A 22,434-nucleotide genomic window follows, 5' to 3' on the forward strand; every position below is an offset into this window, starting at 1 on the left:
CCGGCAAGGTGGGACGTATGAAACTCGATTCCGCCGGGTTGCAGATTCTCGATCGCGACGAGTGCCTGGCGCTGCTGGGCACCGCGCCGATCGGGCGGGTCGTGTTCACCGACCGTGCCCTGCCCGCCGTGCAACCGGTGAACTACACCCTGGACGGCGGGTCCATCGTGATCCGCACCGGCCTGGGCTCCAAGCTCGCGGTGGCGGCCCGCAACGCCGTCGTCGCCTTCGAGGCGGACGCCTTCGACCCCGCCCAGCGCACCGGCTGGTCGGTCACGGCGGTCGGGCACGCCCGGGCCGTGACCGATCCGCGCGAGATCGAGCGCCTCTCACGGCTGCCGCTGGACACCTGGGCCCCGGGCAGCCGCGATCACTACATCGTGATCCGGCCGGAGAGGATCAGCGGGCGGCGGATCAACCGCCCCGGCGACTTCTAGAACGACGCGCCAGAACGACGCGCCAGAACAACGCGACGAGGGTCAGCCGAGCGGCACCCGCCAGCACAGGCGGGTGCCGCCGCGCTCCCTGGCCGACAGCTCGAACGATCCGCCCAGTTCCGCCGCGCGATCCTCCATGTTGCGCAGGCCGCTGCGCCGTCCGATGCCGTCCAGGCCCACGCCGTCGTCCTCGACGACGAGCGTCAGCGTCTCGTTGTCGGTGCGCGCGCTGACGTCCACCCGCTGGGCCCTGGCGTGGCGCACCACGTTGGACAGCGCCTCGCGCAGGACGGCCAGCAACTGCTCCGCGATCGGCGGCGGCACACGGTTGTCGAGCTGCCCCTCCAGCGTCATCCCCGGCATGAACCCCAGGTGGCCTCGGGCCCCTTCGACCAGTTCCACGATCCGGGCCCGCAGGCTGGGCGCCTCGTCGTCGCGCGGGGCCTGCAAGGCGAAGATCGTGGACCGGATCTGCCGGATCGTCTCGTCCAGCTCGTCGATCGCGCCCTGCAACCGCGAGGACGCCTCCGGCCGCTCCACCAGCCGCACCGCGCTCATCAGCGTCATCGCCACCGCGAACAACCGCTGGATCACCACGTCGTGCAGGTCCTTGGCGATCCGGTCACGATCCTCCAGCAGGCTCAGCCGCTCGGCGTCATCACGCCGTTCGGCCAGTTCCAGGGCGATCGCGGCCTGCCCGGCGAAGGCGTGCAGCATGCCGGCCTCGGCCTGGTTGAACGGGATCCGCCCGGAGCGCTTGGCCAGCGTGAGCACGCCCCGCACGCTTCCGGCCCCGCCCAGCGGCACGGCGATGGCCGGGCCGGCGCGCAGGCCGTCCGGCAGGGCGACGAGCACCTCGTCCTCGGCCAGGTTGGCCACCATGGTGGGCTCGCCACCGGAGTAGGCGCGCCCGCCGAGCGAGCCCACGACGGGCACCCTGGCGTCCACGATGTCGTCGGTGACCGCGCCGTCGGCCAGCACCACCCGCAGGTGGTCGTGTTCCGGCAGCATGACCACGGCGATGTCGGCGTCGGACATCTCCCGCGCCCGCCGCGCCATCACGTTCAGCACCTCGTCGGAGTCGTCGCCGGACAGCAGGCTCGTGGTGACCTCGGAGGAGGCGCGCAGCCAGGTCTCCCGCCGCCGGGTCTCCTCGAACAGCCGGGCGTTCTCGATCGCCACACCGGCCGCGGTGGCCAGCGCCACCACGATGGCCTCGTCCTCCTCGTCGAACTCTCCGCCCCCGCGCTTCTCGGTCAGGTAGAGGTTGCCGAACACCTCTTCGCGTACCCGGACCGGTACTCCGAGGAAGGAGCCCATCGGCGGGTGTCCGGGCGGGAACCCGAAGGACTCGGGGTGGTCGGAGATGTGGGCCAGCCGCAGCGGCCGGGGTTCCTTGATCAGCAGGCCGAGCAGGCCGAGGCCGTGCGGCCAGTGCTCGATCCTGGCGATCTCCTCCTCGCTCAGCCCGACCGGGATGAACTGGACGAGCGTGCTCTCCTGCCCGACCACGCCGAGCGCGCCGTAGCTGGCGTCCACCAGCGTGGCCGCGGTCCGCACGATCCGCCGCAGCACGGTCTCCAGGTCCAAGTCGCTGCCGACCGAGACCACCGCGTCGAGCAACGCGTGGACGCGGTCCCGGGTGGCCAGCACGGCCTCCAGCCGGACCTGCAACTCCGACAGCAGTTCGTCGAGCCTCATGTTCGGCAGCAGCGGGCGTGTCTCCTCCTGAGCCATATGTTGGAGTTTGCCATCGCGACCGTCCGCTCGCCCAATCGGAACGAAAGGTTGCCGCCGGACCAGCCCGTTCAGGACTCCTCGGTCATCTCGGCGACGGACCGCCGCACGGTGGCCACGTGGTCGAAGGTGATGCCCAGCCGCATGATCATCTGCGGGTGTTCGCCCAGGCAGACGACCTGGCCGATCAGCTCGCGCAGCGAGGCGATCTCCAGCGGCTGGGTGTGGAAGGCGGCGCTCACCCCGCGCCCCGACGCGCGCAGCAGTACGGCCTGCAGCGCCTCCCCCGCGGTGATCCAGCTCTCGCGGTCGTCACCTTGCGTGGTCAGCACGGCCGTGACGCCCGGCGCGGTGGAGAAGCGCTGATCGTCGGGGCTGCCCCAGCCGTGCCGCCAGGCGTAGTCGCGCTGCGCGAACCTCGGCTCGGTGCGTGCACCCGAGCGCGGATACGCGTCGGCGGGGACGCCGTCCCGGCGTGCGGCGGCCGGCGGGCGCGACCAGCGGACGACCTCCAGCCCGGCCTGGCGGTCGCGGGCCTGGACGAGCTGGGCGACCTCGGTTACGGCGGCCAGCAGGCGCACGTCGCCCGCGTCGCGGATCACCCGCAGCCGGGCACCCTCCGCCACCGCCTGCCGCTCCAGGTCGCGGACCAGCCGTTCGGGGACGGGCAAACTGGTGAAGCCCGCCCGGTGGGTGCGCCGCCGTTCGATCTCGGCGTTGAGCAGGCGGCTCGTCTCGTCGGGTACGGCGAAGTCTCCGGCGCGGACCCTGGCGACCAGCGCGGGCCGGTCGGGATCGGGCAGCACCCGCACCACCGGCTCCACGCCCGACGCCCGCAGGCTGGTGCGCAGGTTGAACAGCGCGGCCCCGCAACTGATCAGCATCTCCCGGCCCTCGGCGTCGGCCAGGCGCAGCCGCCGCTCCGTGTCGGCCCGGAGGCTGATCTCGTCGCCGGACACCGCGAAGATCCATGGCTGGGTGTTGTGCAGCGAGGGGGCCCACACCGCGGCCTGCAACGCAAGCTTGATCGCGGCGGCGCGATCCACCGGCGTCTCGACGTTCATGTTCCACCTCCAAGGGATATGCCCAGCCCATCACGCGCGCGGGGACTCCGGTCAGCGGCGAAGGACCCGAGGTCGCGGGACCTTTCCCAGGGTCGTTGGGCGCACCGGCTTGGGACGTTCGGCCCTGCCGCCGCGGGCGCGCGCGACTTACCCTGCGTGATGAACGAGCCGCAAGCAGAACATGAGGTGTGACATGACCATGACCGTCGCGAGCGTGATGACCATCACGGTGGCCTCCGTCACCCGGGACGTCCCGTTCCATGTGGTGGCGGAGAAGCTGATCGCGACGGGTGTCGGCGCGCTGCCGGTGCTCGACCCCGGCGGCGTCGTGGTCGGGATGATCTCCGAGGCGGACCTGCTGCGCAAGGAGGATTTCAAGGAGCGTTACTACGGCGAGTACTACTATCCGCCGCTGCGGACCCGGCTGCGGCGCCGTTCCGGCGCGCGGCGTGAGACCTCCGCCGAGGGTGTGACGGCGGGCGAGCTGATGAGCTCCCCGGCGATCGTGGTCGCCGCGGACTCCCCCGTCGTGCTCGCGGCCCGGCTGATGGAGCGGCACGGGATCAAGCGGCTGCCCGTGGTGGACGACCTCGGACGGCTGGCCGGCATCGTCACCAGGCGCGACCTGCTCAAGGTGTTCCTGCGCCCGGACGCCGACATCGCCGGGGACGCCGGCCGCCACGCGGACATCCTCCAGGTGGACGCGCTCAAGATCACCGTTGCCGACGGCGTGCTCACCCTGTCCGGAAGCGTCGAGCGGCGCAGCCAGGCCGACGCCGCCGCGCGCGCCGCCGACCGCCTGGACGGCGTCGTCGCGGTCCACTCGCAGATCACCTGGACCCAGGACGACACCGCCCCGGTCACCGTTCGAACCCCCGCCTGAACCGCACGCCCTCAGCGGCCCTCTCAGTGGCCGAGCAGGGCGAGGGTCTCGTGGGCGATCTCCCACTCCTCGTCTGTCGGCACGACCAGCACCGCCACCTCGGCGTCCGGCGGCGAGACGACCCGTTCCGAGGTGTCCTCCGCGCGGTTGCGGCCCTCGTCCACCGCAACGCCCAGGCGTTCCAGCCCGGCCAGGCAGTCCGCCCGCACGCCGTCGTCGTGCTCGCCGACCCCGCCGGTGAACACGATCGCGTCCACGCGGCCCGGCAGCACCGCGTAGTAGGCCCCGACGTACTTCCTGATCCGGTGGCAGTAGACCGCCCTGGCCAGGCGCGCGTCCGGGTCGCCCTCGTCGGCGCGGCGGCGCACGGTGCGCATGTCACCCGCCCCGGCCAGCGCCAGCAGCCCGCTGTCGCGCAGCAGCGCCTCCTCGACGCTCCGCGCGGACAGCTTCGCCACCCGGGCCAGGTAGCCGGGCAGCGCCGGATCCACGTCGCCCGAGCGGGTGCCCATCACCAGCCCCTCCATCGGCGTCATGCCCATCGAGGTCTCCACGCTCCGCCCGCCCGCCACGGCGGTGGCGCTCGCGCCGTTGCCCAGGTGCAGCACGATCAGGTTCACCTCGTCCGGCTCACGGCCGAGCAGGATCGCGGCGCGGCGCGAGACGTAGGCGACCGACGTGCCGTGGAAGCCGTAACGCCGCACGCCGTAACGCTCCCGCCACTCGGCGGGGACGGCGTAGGTGAAGACCTCTTCCGGCAGCGTGTGGTGGAACGCGGTGTCGAAGACTGCGACCTGCGGGAGCCCGGGGAAGGCCGCGCGGGCCACGCGGATGCCGTCGAGCCCGGCCGGGAGGTGCAGCGGTGCGAGCGGGGCAAGTTGCGCGATCGCGTCGATCACGTGCTCGTCGATCAGCACCGGTTCGCGGAAGCGCGCCCCGCCGTGCACGACGCGGTGCCCGACCGCCGCCGGCGGGGCCGCCGCGAGGTCGGGACCGGCGGCCTTGAACGCGTCGAGCACCGCCCACAGCCCGGTGCGGTGGTCGGGGACGCGCAGCTCCTGCACGTACGGCGAGCCGCCGTCGCGGTGATGGGTGATGCGTCCGGGTTCGGTGTCGCCGACGCGCTCGACGATGCCGCGCGCCGGACGGCCCCCGGTGGCGACGTCGACCAGCTCGTACTTGATCGTCGAAGAGCCGGTGTTCAGGACGAGCACCGTGCCCTGACGGCCCGAACCAAGATCGGACGCGCTCATCTGATGCCTCCGAGGAGACCCCCGCCTTCAGGCGGGGGAGGAATCGGACTCCCGCCTCGCGGGACAGGACGGACAAATCCATGGAATCGAATGACCGTGCGACGTGCGCCTGCGGCACCGTCCATGACCGGGATGTGAACGCGGCCCGTAACGTGCTCGCCGCCGGGCCGGCGGAGAGTGGAAACGCCTGTGGAGCCGGTGTAAGACCTCAAGAGGAGACTTCCTTGGCGGGCGGTCGGTGGTGAAGCAGGAATCCTCTTCCTTCAGGAAGGGGAGGAGTCACGGTCTACACGCTAGCCACCCGCCGGACGCTCGTCCTCCCGGGGCCTTCACCTTGGAAGGGCTCTCCGGCTTGGAGGGGTCACGAAACGGCCTCACCGGGGGAGCCGTTGGCGTAGGGCTCGATGCGCGGGTCGGCGAACACGCCATCGATGTCGCCGGGACCGAGCCCGAGCACCGCCAGCGCGGCGTCCAGGATCGCCGGGGCGGCGAGCCGTACGGTGACGAGGGCCATCGGCTCCGGGCCGCCGGGGTCACGCCGCCGCGGGGTCGGGCTTCGGATTCCGCACTGACGGTCACCATTCGCCCCCTCAACGTGGTCATCGGCCTGCTCGCCCGTCACTCCCGCCACAGTGACAACAGGCTTGCCCCGGGCCGCTCACCGGTCGACCGGCCCCTCCCCGAGCCCGGCGAGGCGCGACAGGGCGGCGAAGCCGTCGTCGGTGCCCGGCCAGTGCCGCCGGACGGCGTCGAGCCCGGCCCGCCGCACGACGGAGCGGAGGACGACGGCGACCAAGATGGCGTCGTCGGCGTAACCGACGACGGGGATGAAGTCGGGCACCAGATCGATGGGCACGACCAGATAGGCCAGCAGCAGGGCGAGCCGGACGCGCACGCCGCCGGGCAGGCCGGAGTCGGCGGCCAGGCGGCGCGTCAGGCGCAGCACGTCGGGCAGCAGCCGCAGCGCCTCGCGGGGCAGCCCGCCGCGCGGGCGGACCACCATCAGCGCGAGCACCAGGACCGCCCAGAGCGCCAGCACCGCCACGACGAGCCCGAGCAGCACGTCCCAGGCCCACGAGCCGGTCACGAACGCACGCCGGATGGAACGGGGAGACGGTAAGGGGTCATGCGGTCGAGTAGACCATGTGGCCGCACGCGGACGTGATCCGAGTCACCTCCCAGGCATGAGGCTAGGTGCGCGTGTCCGTTTCGTAGGTGAAGGACTCCACGCGGGCGATCCGGTCGCGCCTCCCATCCGGCGTGAGCAGTTCCACGCTGGAGGTCAGGGTCCAGGCGCCGGGCTGATAGATGTCCTTGCGCGAACCCCACGAGCAGACCTTCCGGCCGCCCGCGCCGTCGCTGCGGGTCCAGCGCCCGGCCGGGTAGAGGCCCTGGGTCTCAGTGCCGTCGGGGGCCTTCAGCGTGTAGGCGCCCGAGATCGTGGTCCAGGCGAGGTGATGGGCCTCGCCATCGCGGTAGGCCGAGGCGGTCAGCAGGCAGACGCCGGGCTGGGTCCGGTGATGCTCCGGGGACGCCCACAGGTGGGATTCCCAGCGGTAGCCGCGCGGCGCGCCGCCGTCGGCGAACGCGTCGGCATGAGCATGGACATGGACATGGGCATGGGCATGGGCATGGGCATGGGCATGGGCATGGGCATGGGCATGGGCATGGGCATGGGAGACGCCGACAGGGGCCAGGACGGCGGCCGAGGCGAGCGCCGCGGCGGCCGGGAAGAGGGAGGACACGCGCACCGCACGAGCACCTTTCGGTAGTCGATCGCATACGGTGCGTGATTCTAGTATCGCTGACGGCACGGCGGAGGCCGGTGCGGGACGATCGGCGAAGCACCCGCACCGGCACGCCCCCGGCTCAGCTCGCCAGCAGCTCCTTGAGCCCGGCGTCGATGAACGCGACGTCCACCGGATTACTGCCGTGACCCGCGAAGTGTCCCCACACGCCCGGAATCACCCGCAGCTTGGCGTTCGGCATCCGCTCCACGGCCCACGCCTCGTCCTCCGGCGGGAAGTAGAGGTCCTTCTCGCCCGGCATCACCAGCGCCTTGGCCTTGATGGAGCGCAGCGCCGCCTCGGTGTCGCCGTTGAACCCCGGCGTCAGCCCGACGTCGGCGCTGTGCCAGGTCAGCAGCATGGTGAGCAGGTTGTTGGCGTCGCGGTCGTCGAGGAAGAAGCCCTCCCAGAAGCCGATCAGGAAGTCCTCAAGGGAGGTGTATCCCAGCTTCTCGAACAGGCGGTCCCAGTAGAACGCCTGGGAGAAGCCCCATCCGGCGTAGACCCGGGCGGCCGCCCGCAGGCCGGTCACCGGCTGCGTCGTGCCGTACCAGCCGCCGCGGAACGCCGCGTCGGCGGTGATCGCCGCCTTCACGCCCTCCAGGAAGACCTTGTTGTGCAGGCTGGTGTGCGACGAGCCGCAGAACGGCGCGATCCGCTCGACCATGTCGGGATGGCTGACGCCCCACTGGTAGGTCTGTCCCGCGCCCATCGACCAGCCGGTGACCAGCGGCAGGCGTTCGACGCCGAACCGCTCGGTGACCAGCCGGTGCTGGGCCGTCACGTTGTCGTACATGGTGACGTGCGGGAACCTGGCCTGGTCGTACGGCGGCGGCACGTTGCTCGGCGAGCTGGACAGGCCGTTGCCGATCATGTTGGGCACGATGATGAAGTAGCGCGCCGGGTCCAGGGCCATGCCGGAGCCGATCAGCCACTCGTTGTCCCAGTGCCGCCCGGAGTACCAGGTCGGGTACACGATCGCGTTGTCCTTGGCGGGGGACAGCTCGCCGTACGTCTTGTAGGCCAGGCGGGCGCCCCGGAGGGTAGCCCCGTGCTGGAGGGTGAAGTCCCCCAGCTCGAAGAACTCATAATCGATCATGCTCAGCTACTTGTCGCGCAGGAACCGCGGTCGGCCTTGCGGGGCCCATCCGCGGTGGGCCGGATGTCGAAGTCGAAGATGGCGGTCGGCAGGTAGAGGCTGCAGCAGGCGTTGGGGATGTCCACGACACCGCTGACCCTGCCCTCCACGGGGGCGGCGCCGAGCAGCAGGTACGCCTGCTCGCCGCTGTACCCGAAGGTCTTGAGGTACTCGATGGCGTTCAGGCAGGCGTTGCGGTAGGCGAGGGTGGCGTCGTTGTAGTGGTTGGTGTCGGTGTCGTGATCCACGGAGATGCCGATGAACGACACGAACTCGCTGTAGCGGGGTTCCACGTTGCCCGGCATGAAGATCGGGTTGGTGGTGACCCCGTACTTGGCCATGCCGCCCTTGATCAGGTCCACGTGGAAGTCGATGAACCCGCCCATCTCGATGGCGCCGCAGAAGGTGATCTCACCGTCGCCCTGGCTGAAGTGCAGGTCGCCGCCGGAGAACATGGCGCCGGGCACGAAGACGGGATAGAAGACGCGGGCGCCCCGGGTGAAGTTCTTGATGTCGTGGTTGCCGCCGTTCTCCCTGGGCGGCACGGTGCGGGCGCCCTCCCGGCCGACGCGTGCGAGGTCGTCGCCGCCGAGCGTGCCGGCGAGCACGCCGTTCTCCAGCGGGGGCAGGGCCAGCGGCGGCACGCGCTGCGGCGCGGTGTCGATCAGCGCCTGCTCGCGGGTGTTCCAGCGGCCCAGCAGCTCCGGCGAGGGAGCGGTGCCGAACAGGCCGGGGTGGGTGATGCCGGTGAACCGGACGCCCGGGATGTGCCGGGAGGTGGCCTGCTGACCGTGGAAGTCCCAGATCGCCTTGTAGGCGTCCGGGTACTGGTCGGTCAGGAAGCCGCCGCCGTTGTTCTTGGCGAAGATGCCGGTGTAGCCCCAGCCCTCGCCCGGACGGTCGCCCTTGGCCTGCGGCACCGGGCCGATGTCGAGGATGTCGATGATCAGGAGGTCGCCGGGCTCGGCGCCCTCCACCGCGATGGGACCGCTGAGCATGTGGCAGGGCGACAGGTCCACGTCGCGGACGTCGTTGGCGGAGTCGTTGTTGCCGATCTGACCGTCCGTCCATTCCCGGCATTCCACCCGGAACTCCGAGCCCGGCCGTACCGTCGCGGCGGCCGGGATGTCCGGGTGCCACCGGTTGTGGCCGGGGTGGGCCTGGTCGCGCATGGACCTGGCCTGGTCAACACTGAAAACCACTTCGGGCATGGCAATCTCTCCCGTCAGATCAAGGGCGGGGCAGCCCGGCCCACCTGGGGTCGAGCGCTGGCGTCTGGCTTCGCCGCCGCGGAACCTCCTGGACCACCCGCGGCTCATGGGCGCTCGCCTGTGCCGTGTCGAGTGCACGCGTCAACGCGGGCGCGGTGCGCGCCAGCATCGGCGGGGTATAGACACGTACGGCCGGTTCGCCGCACTGGACACACTCCTCGGCCGCCGCGGCCTGACCGATCGGACGTACGACATCGAACGGTCCGCATGCGTCACAGCGGTAGGGATACGTCGCCACGGACACCACCTCCCCGGTATTGCTTCTTCAGAAAACTATTTTTCAGCGAAGCAATCGTCAATGGTTCGGCGGCATGAGCTTCCCGTGGTCGGGCGCGCGGGCTGGGGAGGCCGAGGTCAGAGGTCGGCGATGACGTCGAAGCGCAGATCGTCGGCGACGGCGAGGAACATCCGCTGCTCCAGGTGCCGTCCGCGCACCTGGACGACGCCCCTGGGGCTCTCGTAACCGAGCCCCTCCGACACCTGGAGCATGCGGCGGATGCTCAGCCGTCCGGCCCGGCGGAGCAGCTCCGCCAGCAGCCGCACCCCCTCGTAGCACGACTCCCCCAGGCTGTTCAGCGCGGGCGCCTGGACCCCGAAGCGGTGGTGGTAGCGGGCGTCGAAGTCGAGCCCCTCGGCCGTGGGCAGGGTGGCGAAGTACCCGGCCGCGGCGAACAGACCCCGCGTGCCGCCGCTGCCGGTGGCCAGCAGCATGTTCTCCTCCATCAGCGGGCTGAACCGGATCGCGTCGAGGCCCGCCTCGACGTACTGCCGGTTGAACGCCACCGCGTCATCGCCCACCAGCAGCATCAGCACCCCGTCACAGGGCGTCGCGCGCAGCCGGGCGAGCACGTCGGAGAAGTCGCCGGTACCGAGCCGGACGTAGATCTCGTCGGTCAGCGTGCCGCCCATCTCGTTCAGGTACGATCGCACCTCGGCGGCCGACCTGCGCGGCCACACGTAGTCGTCGCCCACGATCGCCCAGCGCCGCACCCCCAGTTCGGCGCGGAACCAGCGCAAGGCGGGGCGCAACTGCCGTGCCGGTGTCTCACCGGTCAGGAACACCCACGGCGAACGCTCCCCGCCCTCGTACAACGCGGTGTAGACGTACGGCACGCGCCCGGCGATCCGCGGCGCGACGACCTGCCGTACCGCCGAGATGTGCCAGCCGACGACGGCGTCCACCGCCCCGGTGGAGACCAGCAGGTCGATCTCTTCGGCCACCCGTTCCGGCGGCGCGCCGCCGTCCACGGTGATCAGCCGGATCTCCCGGCCGAGCACCCCGGGCCCGGCGTTGATCTCCTCGGCGGCCAGCCGCGCGCACAGCTCGCAGGACGGCCCGAAGATTCCGGCCGGGCCGCTCAACGGCACCAGGAGGGCTACGTCGATGGCCCCCTTAGATGCGACCATGGGGCGACCATACTCGATACTGACTACAGGCATATTTCCCCATGGAAACGGTAATCTTCGTGTCACCGATGGAGACGACGACGCAATCCCCCGATCCGGCACGGGCCACCCGTGGCGGGTTCGACCTCGCGCGCCTGCTCACCCTGGCGGAGCGGCGGGTCGTGGCGCGCATCACCTCGGCTCTTGCCTCGGCCGGCGGAAGTGTGGAGGAGTGGCGGGTGACCAGCCTCCTCGCGGACGGCGAAGGCCACCCGATGTCGGAGATAGCCGAACACGTCCTGCTGGCTCCCCCCACCCTCACCAAGATCGTTGATCGGATGGTCTCGGACAACCTCGTCTACCGCCGGGTCGACGAGACAGACCGGCGTCGCGTGCTGGTCTTCCTCTCCGAGCGCGGCGTCCAGGCCCACCGGCGCCTGTCCGAGGCGGTCGCCGGGGAGCAGGCCGAGATCGAGATCCTCTTCGGCGCGGAGGAGACCGCGCTGCTCGGCCCGCTGCTCACCCGCCTGTCCGACCGGCTGTAGCCCCGTCCGCGGACGGCTCTCGCCGAGATCGCGGGCGAAGGTCATGAAGAACGGTCCAAGTACGGCACCGCGCGCGCGGCGGGCGCGGCCGGGATGCATCCTGATCGAAGGGGAGTGAACGGCCGACTCGGGGGAGAATCCGTTGACCGATCGATCGATCGCCGCGTTGCACGAGTGCCTGGAGCTCATCGCCGAGGACCACGACTACTCACGGGCCCTCGATCCGGTGCTCTTCGAACACGCCCGCCGGGTGGCGGCGGCCCACGACGACGAGCGTCCCGACCTCGACGCGCTCGGCCGATTAGGGGCCTTCTACTATTCGCGCGCCCTCGCGCTCGATGGGAAGAGCCCCTATGACCTGAAGGCGGCGGCGCGGGCGTTCGCGCAGTGCCTGATCCACGACGACGAGCCGATGCCGAGCGGGCTCGCCCGCTTCGCCCTCGATCACGCCGCCGAGGTGGCCCTCCAGCTCGCCGCCGGCCTCACCGACCGGCTGGGCGCAGGCGCCGACCGGGTGGTGGCCGCGTGGCGGCGGATCGAGGCCGCCATGCCGGGCGACCACCCGCTGCGGTACGTGGTGCTCGCCAACCTTCCCACGGTGCCGCAGGCCGCGGCCGTCCGTGAGGAGGCCGGTCAGGCCGGGCCGTCCAGCGGCAGCCGCTGCGGCATCTTGGTGGAGAAGACCAGCGAGGTCGTGGTACGGCCCGCGGTGGCCAGGCGCGCGCAGACCCGGTCCAGGTCGTCCATCGACCGCGCCCATAGCTCCAGCACGTGACAGTCCTCGCCGCTGACGTGGCGGCAGGCGACCTGGAACAGCCGGGATCCGCACGGCGTGGCGCTCGCCTACTCCGAGGACAGCCGGTGGCGCAACCGGGCCGAGTTCGTCGACGGCCGCGACGAGATGGTCGCCTTCCTCACCCGCAAGTGGAACCGCGAGCTGGAGTATCGCCTGATCAAGGAGCTGTGGGCGTTCGACGACGACCGCATCGCCGTCCGGTTCGCCTACGAGAGCCACGACGACTCCGGCCAGTGGTACCGCTCCTACGGCAACGAGAACTGGGAGTTCGACGCCGACGGGCTGATGACGCGCCGCCACGCCTCGATCAACGACCTGCCCATCCTGGAGTCGGACCGCAAGTACCACTGGCCGCTCGGCCGCCGCCCCGACGACCACCCGGGACTCACCGACCTCGGCCTCTGGCCTGGGCGGGTGTGCGGTGGTTTCGGCATGGGGCAGGCCAGGCCTTTACCGGTCGCGGAATTGATCGGTACTCTCCCGCGCCGCCGGCGGATCCGGCGCGTGACACACTGCATGATCTGTGTCGCGTACCGTCACCGGCCGGGAGGGGGACCATGGACCAGCAGCACACCGGGGCACCGCGCTCTCCCGCCGGCCGCCGCGCGGGGCGACCGCCGTACGCGCGGGACGGCGGGTGGGACGAGGACGCCGTGCAGACCCGGCCCCTGCCCCGGCTCCCGCTCGGCGACGGAAACCGCCCGGCGGGCGTCACGCCGCCTCCGGCGCTGCCCGCGTCGTCGCTGCTGCAACCGGATCGGTCGGTCCCACCCTCGACGCCGTACTACGGCGACACGAGCGACCGGCGGGTGTGGGTGCCCTACACGATCGTGGGCGGGATCCTGGCGCTGGCGGTGGCGGTCACCGTGTTCACGGTTCCGCACCGGGGGGCGGAGCCGGCGCAGGCACCTGCCGTCCCGCAGGCCGAGGCGCTGCCCGCCATCTCCCCGAGCCCGCCCGGCCCCCCGCCCGTCAACGGACGGCCGGGCCGTCCCTCAGATGGACGGCCCGGCCCGCCCGACAAGGCCGCCCCCAAACCGAAACCCCGCACCGATCGTCCGGGCAAACGAGGTCACCACCGCCAGGCGCACGCTCCCAAGTCCGGCCGCCCTCAATCCGCCCCCGTGCCCCCGCCTGCGAAGACCCGCCACAAGGGCGAGGCTGCCAAAGCCCCACGCACCCGCCGGTCAGGCCCGACCCCGCCCGCGCCGCGCACACACCCACGCCCCGCCAACGAGCCCCCGGCCGTGGCCACCCGCAAACCGCCCCGCCCGGCCACCGCGACCCCGGCGACCCCGCGCGCCAAGACCCGCCCTTCCGGCCGCACCGCCAAACGCCCCCGCCACCGTCCGGGCCCCTCCCCCTCCAGCCCGCCCCCGAGCTGGCTCTCCCCCGAACTCGCCTGCACCCAGTTCCGCGACGACGAAATCCGCTACACCACCTGCCTCCGCGTGGTGTCGTCCTGGGGAAATCCATAGGCCCGACCGGGAGTGCGGAACCAGTCCTCGTCGAGGAATCGTCCCGTCCGCGACCCGGTTTCCGTCCCGGTAGTAGTCAAGGTCGTAGAGGCCGTCGATCTCCCAGAGCCAACTGATCACCCGCATTCCCCGATTCCCGGAGCTGAGCCACCCCCCTCCCGTTTCCGGCCCGGTGGACCACCCATAGCCCGAAGAAGGCTTCATCGAACCCGTGCGCCGCCGGCAGCCCATACTGATCGTGCTCTGGCGAGGCGGTCCGGGTATCGGTCATCTCATCGTCTCCAGTCGTTCGGGACACCCGTGTTCGGACCGGCTTCGCTAGCGGAGGCGCAGGCCCGCGATGAGGAGTGCGGCCATACGGCGTGCGTCGTAGCGGGGGTCGCGGTTGGCGCCGATGCAGAGGTTGCCGACGCCGCGCATCAGCTCGTAGGCGCTCAGGTCGGAGCGGATCTCGCCCGCCGTGGCCGACGCTTCGAGCAGTTGGGCGCACACGGGCACGAGCCGGTCGAGGAAATAGGCGTGCAGCGTCTCGAAGGCCGCGTCGTCGGACTGCAGTACGGCGGCGAGGCCGTGCTTGGTGACCAGGAAGTCGACGAACCGGTCGATCCACTGCCCCAGGGCGGCGTGCGGCGTCGCGGCGTCGGTCAGCAGCGCCGGACCGGCCTCGGCGCAGGCTTCGACCTGGTGCCGGTAGACGGCGATGATGAGGTCCGCCCGTGTCGGGAAATGGCGGTAGATGGTGGCCGTCCCCACCCCGGCCTTGGCCGCGATGTCGCGTACCGGTGCTTCCACGCCCGACGTGACGAAGATCGCGGCGGCGGCGTCGAGCAGCGTCTCCTGGTTGCGCCGCGCGTCCGCCCGCTTGGGCCTGGCCGCCTGATCGCCGTCGCTCATCGCCGTAGTTCCCTCCGCCACAGGGGTTTGCTAAACGGAACACTGTCCCGTATCGTCAAGCGGGACAAGGTTCCGTTTCCCCATGATGCCAGAGCGGGCCCGTCGATCAAACCTTCCCTCGAAGCAGCAAGAAGGATCTTCCTATGCGCGAATCAGCGGCCACGGCCTCGGCCCCGGCCACACCGATCATTTCCGCCAAGCCGGTGGTGCTGCCGGCCCCGGGCCGCGGCGAGAACCTGCGAGTGCGAGTGTCCGCGCCCGCCGATGGACACGACTTGCCGATCATCGTCTTCTCGCACGGCTTCGGCTGGTCCATGGACGGCTACGGCCCATTGGTGGACCACTGGGCCGCTCACGGCTTCGTGGTGATCCAGCCCACCCACCTCGACTCCAGGACGCTGAACCTTCCGCCCGACGACCCCCGCACTCCGCTGATCTGGCGCTTCCGCGTCGAGGACATGAAGCGCGTCCTGGACCACCTCGATCTCATCGAAGCCGCCGTTCCCGGCCTCAGCGGACGGCTCGACCGCACCCGCATCGCCGTGGCCGGGCATTCCTGGGGAGCCCAGACGGCGAGCATGCTGCTGGGCGCGCGGGTCCTCGGTCCCACCGCAGAGGACATGTCGGATTCGCGGATCACAGCTGGCGTGCTGCTCGCAATACCCGGCCAGGGCGGTGCCGACCTGACCCCGTTCGCCGCCGAGCACTTCCCCTTCATGAACCCGGACTTCGCCCACATGACCACGCCGGCCCTCGTGGTCGCGGGAGATCGGGACCAGTCGCTGCTTTCCGTTCGCGGGCCGGACTGGTTCACCGACCCGTACCTCCTGAGCCCCGGCGCGAAAAGCCTGCTCACGCTGTTCGCGGCAGAACACTCGCTCGGCGGAATCCCCGGGTACCACGTCGCAGAAACGACGGACGAGAACCCCGAACGAGTCGCCCTCATCCAGCGGCTCACCACGGCCTATCTTCGCAACGCTTTCGATCCCGAAGATTCCGGCTGGCAGGCGGCACGCGCGGCATTGCTGGAAAGCACCGACCCACTGGGCCGGGTCGAAGAAGACGCCTGAGCCCGCCCGCCGTCAGCGGCGCGCGCGGAGCAGTTCCTCGGTGTACTCGGCCAGCCGCGCGGCGTCGCCGGGGTCGAGCGTGCGCAGGGACGGCTCGACCGTCCTGCCCCGGTCGATCGCGGTGAGCGCGGCCTCCGGCGGATGGTCGATCCACTCGACGATCGGCCGTACGGCGTCGGCCACCGGCCGGGCGGCCAGCGCCGCGAGCACCTTTAGCGAGCCCCGGACCAGCGGGTTCGGGTGTGCTCCCGTTCCGCTGCGGGTGAAGCCCGGGTGGTAGAGGACGTAGCGGGCCCTACCGCGCTCCGCGCGGCTGGAGGCGACCCCGAGCAGGTCGTTCGCACGCCCGGCCTGGAGCTGGGCCCGCACCGCGCCGTAGCCGCGCAGGAGCTGCGGGTCGTCCCAGTGGATCCGCCCCGCCGTGTTGCCCACCCCGGCCACGTTGACGATGACCGGGGACGGCGCCGCGTCCAGCAGCGGCCCCAGCCCCGCCCCGAGCAGGTGGCGGCTCAGGTAGTACAACGCGAAGGTGTATTCCAGGCCGTCGGCCGTCTCCCTGCGTTTGTGGGTGACCCGGTTGGCGAACAACGCCAGCGCGTCGACGGTGTCGTGTTCCGCCGTGATCAGCTCCACGACCCGTTCCACCTCGGCGATCGAGGACAGGTCCGCTCGCACGAAACGCAGGAGGTCCCGCCTCCCGCCCGCCTGGGCGAGCAGGGCCCGGCCCTTGGCCTCGCCACTGCCGATCACGGTGACGCGGTCGCCGCGCGCCAGCCGGGCCAGCGCGGTCGCCCGCCCCATGCCATCCGTTCCACCACTGATCACCACATGCCTGACCGGCCGCTCCGGCACGGTGTCCCCCATTCGTCGCCTACGTAGGATCGGCTTTGGCAGCATCCTGGGGGCCGTCCGGCCGGGACGAAAGAAGGCAGTTTCATGTCAGATACGCACACGGATGTTCCTTCGGTGCTCGCGCATCCGCTGCCCCGGCCGGTTCCGGCGGACGAACTGGCGGCGTGTCCCGTCGGCGACGTGTTCCGCCGGGTCGGCGACAAGTGGAGCATGCTGCTGCTGATCCTGCTGGGCGGCCGTCCGCACCGGTACAACGAGCTGCTGCGCTCGATCGAGGGCATCAGCCAGCGCATGCTCACCCGGACCCTGCGCGGGCTGGAGACCGACGGGCTGGTCAGGCGCGAGGTCTTCCCGACGGTGCCGCCCGGCGTCGAGTACAGCCTCACGCCGCTCGGCCGGTCGCTGCTGGAGCCGCTATCGGCCATGGCGGACTGGGCGGTGGCCCACGAGCCGGAGATCCGTCGGGCGCGCGCCGAGTCCCAGGCCTAGACACAAGGCAAACGAGACCCGGCGCGGGATAGGCGTCGGGGAGCCGTCAGCCCACGCGGAGCGGGAGCGTGCGCGGGCCGCGGACCTGGCCCGTCGACCAGGTCACGGCCTCGGGGTCGGCCAGCGTGAAGGCGGGCACGCGTTCCAGCCAGACCTCCAGGGCGACCCGCAGTTCCATCCGCGCCAGGTGGGAGCCCAGGCAGCGGTGGATGCCAAGGCCGAACGCCGCGTGCCGGTTGGCCTGGCGGTCGATGACCACCTCGCCCGCCCGGTCGAACTGCTCCGGATCGCGGTTCGCGGCGGGGAACGACAGCAGCACCCAGTCGTCGGCCCGCATGTCCGCCCCGCGCCAGTGCATGTCCTCCTTGACCAGCCGCGCCATCGTGACCGGCGCGTAGGCCCGCAGGAACTCCTCCAGCGCGGTCGGGAGCAGCGCGGGCTCGGCCACCAGGCGCTCGCGGTCGGCGGGCGTCCTGGCCAGGTGCCACAGCGAGGCGCCGATGGCGCTCCAGCTCGTGTCGATTCCGGCGATCAGCAGCAGCGACATGGTGCCCGCCACGTGCGACGGCTGAAGCTTGCTCCCGTACAGCTCCGCGTCGATCAGGTAGGTCGTGAGGTCGTCACGCGGACGTTCGACGTGGTCGCGGATCTGCTCGTAGAGGTAGTCGAACAGCCTCTCCATCCGCGGCAGGCGCTCCTCGGGCGGCAGGTTGACGCTCTCCAGCGCACCCTCGACGAACTCGCGGAACCTCGGCCCGTCCTCCAGGGGAAAGCCGAGCATTCCGGCGATCACCCGCATCGGGATGTGCTGGGCGTAGTCGCGGGCGGCGTCGATGACCTCCTGGCCGCGCAGCTCGTCCAGCAGCTCGTGGCAGTACGTCCGGGTGGCCGCCTCGTGCTTGGCGATGGCGGACTTGGTGAACGCGGGCAGCAGCAGCTTGCGGGCGTCGTGGTGGAACGGCGGGTCGGAGGAGATCGGCGGCGCGCCGCCGACGGGGGCGAGGTCGAGGGGCGGCCGGTAGTTGCTCATGACGATCGCCCGCGAGGAGAAGCGATCGGTGTCGTAGGCGATCGCGGCGACGTCCTCGTAGCGGGTCGGCAGCCATCCGCCGCCGAACCGCTCGGTGCGCGCGATCGGGCAGCGTTCCCGCAGGTCGTCCTGGATGGGGTAGGGGTCGGCCGTCCACTCTGGCTCGGTGTGGGAGAAGTCGGTGGCCCAGTCGGCGACCGGGCCGGTGACGATCTCGTTGCGTCTGCCCTGGAGCCGGTTCGAAAGGCTCGTCCGGGTCTCCTCCTTGAAGCGGTCGTCGGTGCTCACCTCACACCTCCCGCACGATCTCGACCGCCCGTTCGGGGCAGTTGGCGACCGCCAGGCGCGCGGCCTGTTCCAGCTCGGGGGTCACCTCGCCGTCTCCCAGGACCTTGCCGTAGCCCTCGTCGTCCTCACCGAACAGACCGGGAGCGATGTCGTAGCACCGGCCGTGCCCCTGGCACAGCCGGTCGTCGATCCGAACTCTCACAGCGGTTCTCCCTTGGAGGTGGTGGTGCCGTCAGGGGCGATCGCGTTGACCAGCCGGCGCAGCAGTGCCGTCCACTCCGCGTCGCCGACGGCGCTCACGTCCGGTGTGACCAGCGCACTGCCCGCCGCCAGCAGGAAGCACAGGTGGGCGAGCGCCAGCGGCGACACGGCGTCGTCAACCTCGCCGCCGTCCTGCGCGGCGCGCACCATCCCGGCCAGCCGGGTGGTCCGCTCACCGGCCCACTCGCGCACCGCGTCGGCCACCTCGTCGTCGCGGCGGGCCGTGACCAGCGCCTCGACGATGAGTTCGTCGTCGGCCGGACGGCGGTGCGGCAGCCGCGCCCCGGCGGCGACGAGCAGGTCGGCCAGCGGTTCGGGGGGCGGTCCGGCGGATTGTTCGCCGGGCTGTTCCCCGAGTTGTTCGCCGAGTTGTTCTCCCGGGCCGGGCGCGAGCGGCGGCAGCTTCGGCGCGTGCGCCCGGAGCGCGGCCAGCAGCAACTCGGCCTTCGACGCGAAGTGCGCGTACAGCGCGCCCCTGCTCACCCCGGCGACGGCGGCGATCTCCGCGACACGGGTGCCCTCGTAGCCCCGCTCGGCGAACACCGCCGCGGCCGCCCGTAGCAGCCGCGCACGTGTCTCCGCCGGGCTGACCCCGGCGATCCGCCCCATGAGTGAAATTAAACGACCGTTCATTAGATGGGTCAAGCACCCGTACGGCGAAGGCTCACACCCCTGGCCATGACAGCCGGCCCACCACCGCCACCCTGCTCGACCAGCTCACCAACCGGATGCCGCCCGCTCCACAGCTCGACGGGCGGGGCCGACGAGGTGGCGGCCGGCTGGGTGGGCGACACCTCGATCGCGGTTTCCGCCGACGGCGAGCAGACCATCACCGTGTGGGATCTGAAGAACGGCACCGAGCTGAAGAAGATCACCGCCAGTGGCGCCGCGGCCCGTACCGATGACCGCTATTGACGTATCTTGCCCACAGGATTACGGTCTGGACCAAAACCAAGCAGGTTTGAACATCCCGGAGGTGCGGCCCGTGCCACGAATCTGTCTCGCACTGGTTTTGGTCCTGTCCGCCCTAGCGATACCGGCCCTGCCGGCACCGGCCGCCGCGCGGGCGACGGCCGCACCGGACTGCCGCACCCCGGCCGTCACCACGTACGGCCCGGCCTCCACCACGGGCGCGATCGTCGGCGCCGCCGTCCACGAGGGCCGCGCCTACGTGGTCTCGCGCGGGCCGAAGCCTCCGGTCGTGGCCGAGATCGACCTGGCCACCCGCAAGGTGACGCGCACCGCGACGCTGCCGGACGGCCCCAACGCGGGCGAGCCGGAGGGCGGCTGGGCCACCGCCGTCGCGGGCGGCAAGGTGTACATCGGCACCTACCCCGTGCCCGACCTGTACAGCTTCGACCTGGCCACGGGCCAGGTGAAGCACCTGCGCTCCTTCGGCGCGAACGGCGGCTTCGTCTGGAGCATGGCCGCCGCGCCGGACGGCACCCTCTACCTCGGTACCTCCTCCGACGGCCGGCTCTGGGAGTACGTCCCCTCGACGGGCGCGGTCCGCAGGTACGGCGTGCTGGTCCAGGGCGAGCACTACGCCAGGGCGGTCGCCGTCGATGAGACCACGGCCTACGTCGGCCTGCTGGAGAAGGCCAAGCTGATGGCCGTCGACCGGGTCAGCGGCGCGGTCAGGGAACTGGCCCAGGGGCCCCAGGCCGTCGGCACGGTCTTCCTCTACGGCGACCGGGTGCTCGCCGCGAGCGGCAGCACGCTGATCGACGTGCGCAAGGACGGCACGGACCGGCGGCAGTTCGACGCCGGGGTGGGCATCATCGACGCGTTCGAGGTGGCCCCGGACGGCACCGTCTACCTCACCTCACGCCCCGACGGGGCCGTCTACAGCTACCGCACCGGGCAGGACGCGGTGACCAAGGTCGCCGATCCGCCGTCGCCGGGCGAGGAGACCCGGGCACTGAAGCTGGACGGTCAGCGGCTCATCGGCTTCGCCGGCAGCGGCGGCATCTGGTGGCTGGACCTGCCGAGCGGGACCTCCGACTTCGTCGACCTCATCGACACGGGCTTCCCGGTCGGGGCCGAGCGGACCCAGAGCATGCTGCTGGTGCCGAACCGGGCCCTGTACATCGGCGGCCACTTCGCCGTGGAGGTGCGTGACCTGCGGACCGGGAAGGAACGCAGGATCCGCGTGGTCGGCGAGCCGAAGGCCATGGTGCGGCGGGGGAACAAGGTCTTCGCCGCGCTGTATCCGAGCGGCCAGATCATCTCCATCGACATCAAGACCGACGAGGTGCGCGGCTACGGCTACATCAGGCACGACCAGTCGCGGCCGTGGGACATCGAGCACGACCCGGTGACCGACACCATCCTGGTGGCCTCCGCCCCGACCGGCGCGAAGCTGCGCGGCGCCCTGACGGTGCTCGACCCCGACACGGGGAAGATGGACGTCTACCCGGACGTCATCCCCGACCAGAGCCTGATGAGCCTGAGCGTCCACCCCGGGCGGGGTGTCGTCTACCTCGGCGGTGACGTGCTCGGCGGAGGCGGCACGCCGCCGACCAGGACGACGGCCTCGATCGCCGCCTTCGACCTGAAGCAGCGCAAGGTGCTGTGGCAGCGCGATCCGCTTCCCCACCACCGCACCTTCCAGGACCTCAAGGTCCACGAAGGGCTGCTGTACGCGGTGTACAAGCGCGTGCTGGGCGCGTGGATCGCCATGGACCTCGCCACCGGGGAGATCAAGCACCAGGGCCTGCTGTCGGGGCACGGCGAGCTGCAGGTCCACAAGGGCCGGGTGTTCACCTCCACCTACTTCGGCGGCGGCAACGCCTACGAGCTCGGCTCCGAGGCCAAGCTGCTCGCGACCGGGCTGGGCGACGAGTGGCACACCAATCCGCAACTGCAGTTCGAGCCCGGCTCCTTCGACGCCTGGACGATCGTCGGCCGGGATCTGGCGAAGGTACGGCTCGACCCGCGCTGCCCGACCGTGACGATCCCGGAGCCGCAGAACTAGTTTCGGTCGGCACTGAAATCCGATCAGCCCTGCCCCGGCCTCCCCGGCCGGGGCATCAGGCCGTTGTCACTGGAGGGCGCGAGGACCCGCGAGCGATTCGATCGCGAAGTCGATGGCCGTGGCCAGCCGTCCGGGATCGTGTCCGGCGCGTTCGCGCACGCGCAGCCCGAGCACCGTCGTGAACAGTGACTCCGCCGCGGCGTCGACGTCGAGCGCGGCGGGCAGCTCGCCGTCGTGGACGCCGCGGCGCAGCAGCGCCGCGAGCGTCGTGCGGGTGCCCTCGAACGCGGCCTCGGTCCTCTCCCGGACGTCGGGGTCGGCCGCGCCGAGCTCGGTGGCCGTGTTGACCACGAAGCAGCCGCGCCCGGCCTCATGGCCGATCATCCAGATCAGCCACTCCCGCAGGATCTGGAGACTGGGGCCGGAGGCGCTCAGCCGCTCTTCCGCCTGCGCGGACTCGGTCGCCCGATAGTGGTCCAGCGTCCGCAGGAACAGGGTGCGCTTGTCGTTGAAGGTGCGATACAGGCTGCTCTGCTTGAGGTCGAGCTCGGCCCCCAGATCGCGGACGGACGTGGCGTTGTAGCCACGGCACCAGAAGAGGTGGGTCGCCTTGGCGACCACGTTCTGCTCGTCGAATTCCCTGGGCCGCGCCATGGCGACCACGCTACCAGAGTTGTGGAGCGATCGCTCCCGTACTATGGTTTGCCGCCATACGGGAGCGATCGCTCCCAAATGAGCGCGCTGCCGCGCAAGAGAGGGATTCATCGTGAGGACGACTGACCCAACGCCGATCAGGCG

24 protein-coding genes and 1 pseudogene are annotated in these 22,434 nt (G+C 71.3%); 10 read left to right on the forward strand and 15 right to left on the reverse strand.

Annotated features, from left to right (window positions below; all coding sequences use genetic code 11):
• Positions 1-17: 17 nt before the first annotated feature.
• Positions 18-437 (forward strand): pyridoxamine 5'-phosphate oxidase family protein, encoded by a 420-nt coding sequence (locus tag P3X83_RS16705; protein WP_277306003.1) that lies wholly within the window; start codon positions 18-20, stop codon positions 435-437.
• Positions 438-479: 42 nt separating this feature from the next.
• Here the strand turns inward: P3X83_RS16705 and P3X83_RS16710 are convergent, their stop codons facing one another.
• Both P3X83_RS16710 and P3X83_RS16715 read right to left on the reverse strand, forming a co-directional pair.
• Positions 480-2,174, reverse strand: coding sequence for a GAF domain-containing protein (locus P3X83_RS16710; RefSeq protein ID WP_277306004.1), 1,695 nt, complete (start codon positions 2,172-2,174; stop codon positions 480-482).
• Positions 2,175-2,245: 71 nt separating this feature from the next.
• Positions 2,246-3,238 carry a hypothetical protein gene (locus tag P3X83_RS16715; RefSeq protein ID WP_277306005.1) on the reverse strand — a complete coding sequence of 331 codons (993 nt, stop codon included), beginning with the start codon at positions 3,236-3,238 and terminating at the stop codon, positions 2,246-2,248.
• A gap of 193 nt (positions 3,239-3,431) precedes the next feature.
• On the opposite strand from P3X83_RS16715, the gene P3X83_RS16720 reads away from it, so the two are divergent.
• Positions 3,432-4,121, forward strand: a complete 690-nt coding sequence (locus tag P3X83_RS16720; protein ID WP_277306006.1) for a CBS domain-containing protein — start codon at positions 3,432-3,434, stop codon at positions 4,119-4,121.
• Positions 4,122-4,144: 23 nt separating this feature from the next.
• Here the strand turns inward: P3X83_RS16720 and P3X83_RS16725 are convergent, their stop codons facing one another.
• The 7 genes from P3X83_RS16725 to P3X83_RS16755 all read right to left on the reverse strand — a co-directional run bounded on the left by P3X83_RS16725 (position 4,145) and on the right by P3X83_RS16755 (position 10,977).
• Complete coding sequence (locus P3X83_RS16725; RefSeq protein ID WP_277306007.1) at positions 4,145-5,374, reverse strand: acetate kinase; 1,230 nt, start codon at positions 5,372-5,374, stop codon at positions 4,145-4,147.
• A gap of 361 nt (positions 5,375-5,735) precedes the next feature.
• A complete protein-coding gene (locus P3X83_RS16730; RefSeq protein WP_277306008.1) occupies positions 5,736-5,888 on the reverse strand; it encodes a hypothetical protein in 153 nt (50 codons plus the stop codon).
• Positions 5,889-6,032: 144 nt separating this feature from the next.
• Complete coding sequence (locus tag P3X83_RS16735; RefSeq protein WP_277306010.1) at positions 6,033-6,461, reverse strand: YkvA family protein; 429 nt, start codon at positions 6,459-6,461, stop codon at positions 6,033-6,035.
• Positions 6,462-6,564: 103 nt separating this feature from the next.
• Positions 6,565-7,125, reverse strand: a complete 561-nt coding sequence (locus tag P3X83_RS16740) for a hypothetical protein (RefSeq protein ID WP_277306011.1) — start codon at positions 7,123-7,125, stop codon at positions 6,565-6,567.
• Positions 7,126-7,243: 118 nt separating this feature from the next.
• Positions 7,244-8,260: an alpha/beta fold hydrolase gene (locus P3X83_RS16745; RefSeq protein ID WP_277306012.1), complete on the reverse strand. Its 1,017-nt coding sequence runs from the start codon at positions 8,258-8,260 to the stop codon at positions 7,244-7,246.
• Positions 8,261-8,262: 2 nt separating this feature from the next.
• On the reverse strand, positions 8,263-9,510 hold the full coding sequence (gene fmdA / locus P3X83_RS16750; RefSeq protein WP_277306013.1) for a formamidase: 1,248 nt from the start codon (positions 9,508-9,510) through the stop codon (positions 8,263-8,265).
• Positions 9,511-9,924: 414 nt separating this feature from the next.
• On the reverse strand, positions 9,925-10,977 hold the full coding sequence (locus P3X83_RS16755; protein ID WP_277306014.1) for a substrate-binding domain-containing protein: 1,053 nt from the start codon (positions 10,975-10,977) through the stop codon (positions 9,925-9,927).
• 68 nt (positions 10,978-11,045) lie between these two features.
• Here P3X83_RS16755 and P3X83_RS16760 point away from each other — a divergent pair, with 68 nt between their 5' ends.
• From P3X83_RS16760 to P3X83_RS16775, 4 genes and pseudogenes are all read left to right on the forward strand, one after another.
• On the forward strand, positions 11,046-11,501 hold the full coding sequence (locus P3X83_RS16760; protein WP_277306015.1) for a MarR family transcriptional regulator: 456 nt from the start codon (positions 11,046-11,048) through the stop codon (positions 11,499-11,501).
• Positions 11,502-11,643: 142 nt separating this feature from the next.
• Complete coding sequence (locus tag P3X83_RS16765; protein ID WP_277306016.1) at positions 11,644-12,276, forward strand: hypothetical protein; 633 nt, start codon at positions 11,644-11,646, stop codon at positions 12,274-12,276.
• Between the two features lie 12 nt (positions 12,277-12,288).
• Positions 12,289-12,651: pseudogene (locus P3X83_RS16770) on the forward strand (nuclear transport factor 2 family protein); the annotation flags it as partial.
• A gap of 203 nt (positions 12,652-12,854) precedes the next feature.
• On the forward strand, positions 12,855-13,775 hold the full coding sequence (locus P3X83_RS16775; RefSeq protein WP_277306018.1) for a hypothetical protein: 921 nt from the start codon (positions 12,855-12,857) through the stop codon (positions 13,773-13,775).
• 318 nt (positions 13,776-14,093) lie between these two features.
• On the opposite strand, the gene P3X83_RS16780 is transcribed toward P3X83_RS16775, so the two are convergent.
• Positions 14,094-14,669, reverse strand: coding sequence for a TetR/AcrR family transcriptional regulator (locus P3X83_RS16780; RefSeq protein WP_277306019.1), 576 nt, complete (start codon positions 14,667-14,669; stop codon positions 14,094-14,096).
• 143 nt (positions 14,670-14,812) lie between these two features.
• On the opposite strand from P3X83_RS16780, the gene P3X83_RS16785 reads away from it, so the two are divergent.
• Complete coding sequence (locus P3X83_RS16785) at positions 14,813-15,739, forward strand: alpha/beta fold hydrolase (protein ID WP_277306020.1); 927 nt, start codon at positions 14,813-14,815, stop codon at positions 15,737-15,739.
• Positions 15,740-15,751: 12 nt separating this feature from the next.
• On the opposite strand, the gene P3X83_RS16790 is transcribed toward P3X83_RS16785, so the two are convergent.
• Positions 15,752-16,636 carry an SDR family NAD(P)-dependent oxidoreductase gene (locus tag P3X83_RS16790; protein WP_346742715.1) on the reverse strand — a complete coding sequence of 295 codons (885 nt, stop codon included), beginning with the start codon at positions 16,634-16,636 and terminating at the stop codon, positions 15,752-15,754.
• Between the two features lie 39 nt (positions 16,637-16,675).
• On the opposite strand from P3X83_RS16790, the gene P3X83_RS16795 reads away from it, so the two are divergent.
• A complete protein-coding gene (locus P3X83_RS16795; RefSeq protein ID WP_277306023.1) occupies positions 16,676-17,080 on the forward strand; it encodes a helix-turn-helix domain-containing protein in 405 nt (134 codons plus the stop codon).
• A 46-nt stretch (positions 17,081-17,126) separates the two neighbouring features.
• Here P3X83_RS16795 and P3X83_RS16800 read toward each other — a convergent pair whose 3' ends face one another.
• Genes P3X83_RS16800 through P3X83_RS16810 form a run of 3 tightly spaced genes read right to left on the reverse strand, consistent with a single transcriptional unit; the run spans position 17,127 to position 19,268 of the window.
• Positions 17,127-18,398 carry a cytochrome P450 gene (locus tag P3X83_RS16800; protein ID WP_277306024.1) on the reverse strand — a complete coding sequence of 424 codons (1,272 nt, stop codon included), beginning with the start codon at positions 18,396-18,398 and terminating at the stop codon, positions 17,127-17,129.
• Position 18,399: 1 nt separating this feature from the next.
• A complete protein-coding gene (locus tag P3X83_RS16805) occupies positions 18,400-18,600 on the reverse strand; it encodes a ferredoxin (RefSeq protein ID WP_277306025.1) in 201 nt (66 codons plus the stop codon).
• On the reverse strand, positions 18,597-19,268 hold the full coding sequence (locus P3X83_RS16810) for a TetR/AcrR family transcriptional regulator (protein WP_277306026.1): 672 nt from the start codon (positions 19,266-19,268) through the stop codon (positions 18,597-18,599). Before P3X83_RS16810 ends, P3X83_RS16805 begins: the two co-directional genes overlap by 4 nt.
• 174 nt (positions 19,269-19,442) lie before the next feature.
• Between P3X83_RS16810 and P3X83_RS16815 the strand changes: the two genes are divergently transcribed.
• Positions 19,443-19,574, forward strand: a complete 132-nt coding sequence (locus P3X83_RS16815) for a hypothetical protein (protein ID WP_277306027.1) — start codon at positions 19,443-19,445, stop codon at positions 19,572-19,574.
• Between the two features lie 70 nt (positions 19,575-19,644).
• On the forward strand, positions 19,645-21,636 hold the full coding sequence (locus tag P3X83_RS16820; protein ID WP_277306028.1) for a PQQ-binding-like beta-propeller repeat protein: 1,992 nt from the start codon (positions 19,645-19,647) through the stop codon (positions 21,634-21,636).
• Positions 21,637-21,702: 66 nt separating this feature from the next.
• Here P3X83_RS16820 and P3X83_RS16825 read toward each other — a convergent pair whose 3' ends face one another.
• A complete protein-coding gene (locus P3X83_RS16825; protein WP_277306029.1) occupies positions 21,703-22,290 on the reverse strand; it encodes a TetR/AcrR family transcriptional regulator in 588 nt (195 codons plus the stop codon).
• Positions 22,291-22,434: the final 144 nt, after the last annotated feature.

Origin of the sequence: Spongiactinospora sp. TRM90649 (assembly GCF_029382225.1) — a bacterium.
In the GTDB taxonomy this organism is placed as follows: domain Bacteria; phylum Actinomycetota; class Actinomycetes; order Streptosporangiales; family Streptosporangiaceae; genus Spongiactinospora.

Bases quoted from the DNA above. Each gene is read 5' to 3' on its own strand.
- P3X83_RS16705 (WP_277306003.1), top strand. From the start codon at position 18: ATGAAACTCGATTCCGCCGGGTTGCAGATTCTCGATCGCGACGAGTGC.
- P3X83_RS16710 (WP_277306004.1), bottom strand. From the start codon at position 2,174: ATGGCTCAGGAGGAGACACGCCCGCTGCTGCCGAACATGAGGCTCGAC.
- P3X83_RS16715 (WP_277306005.1), bottom strand. From the start codon at position 3,238: ATGAACGTCGAGACGCCGGTGGATCGCGCCGCCGCGATCAAGCTTGCG.
- P3X83_RS16720 (WP_277306006.1), top strand. From the start codon at position 3,432: ATGACCATGACCGTCGCGAGCGTGATGACCATCACGGTGGCCTCCGTC.
- P3X83_RS16725 (WP_277306007.1), bottom strand. From the start codon at position 5,374: ATGAGCGCGTCCGATCTTGGTTCGGGCCGTCAGGGCACGGTGCTCGTC.
- P3X83_RS16730 (WP_277306008.1), bottom strand. From the start codon at position 5,888: ATGGCCCTCGTCACCGTACGGCTCGCCGCCCCGGCGATCCTGGACGCC.
- P3X83_RS16745 (WP_277306012.1), bottom strand. From the start codon at position 8,260: ATGATCGATTATGAGTTCTTCGAGCTGGGGGACTTCACCCTCCAGCAC.
- fmdA (WP_277306013.1), bottom strand. From the start codon at position 9,510: ATGCCCGAAGTGGTTTTCAGTGTTGACCAGGCCAGGTCCATGCGCGAC.
- P3X83_RS16755 (WP_277306014.1), bottom strand. From the start codon at position 10,977: ATGGTCGCATCTAAGGGGGCCATCGACGTAGCCCTCCTGGTGCCGTTG.
- P3X83_RS16760 (WP_277306015.1), top strand. From the start codon at position 11,046: ATGGAGACGACGACGCAATCCCCCGATCCGGCACGGGCCACCCGTGGC.
- P3X83_RS16775 (WP_277306018.1), top strand. From the start codon at position 12,855: ATGGACCAGCAGCACACCGGGGCACCGCGCTCTCCCGCCGGCCGCCGC.
- P3X83_RS16780 (WP_277306019.1), bottom strand. From the start codon at position 14,669: ATGAGCGACGGCGATCAGGCGGCCAGGCCCAAGCGGGCGGACGCGCGG.
- P3X83_RS16785 (WP_277306020.1), top strand. From the start codon at position 14,813: ATGCGCGAATCAGCGGCCACGGCCTCGGCCCCGGCCACACCGATCATT.
- P3X83_RS16790 (WP_346742715.1), bottom strand. From the start codon at position 16,636: ATGCTGCCAAAGCCGATCCTACGTAGGCGACGAATGGGGGACACCGTG.
- P3X83_RS16795 (WP_277306023.1), top strand. From the start codon at position 16,676: ATGTCAGATACGCACACGGATGTTCCTTCGGTGCTCGCGCATCCGCTG.
- P3X83_RS16810 (WP_277306026.1), bottom strand. From the start codon at position 19,268: ATGGGGCGGATCGCCGGGGTCAGCCCGGCGGAGACACGTGCGCGGCTG.
- P3X83_RS16825 (WP_277306029.1), bottom strand. From the start codon at position 22,290: ATGGCGCGGCCCAGGGAATTCGACGAGCAGAACGTGGTCGCCAAGGCG.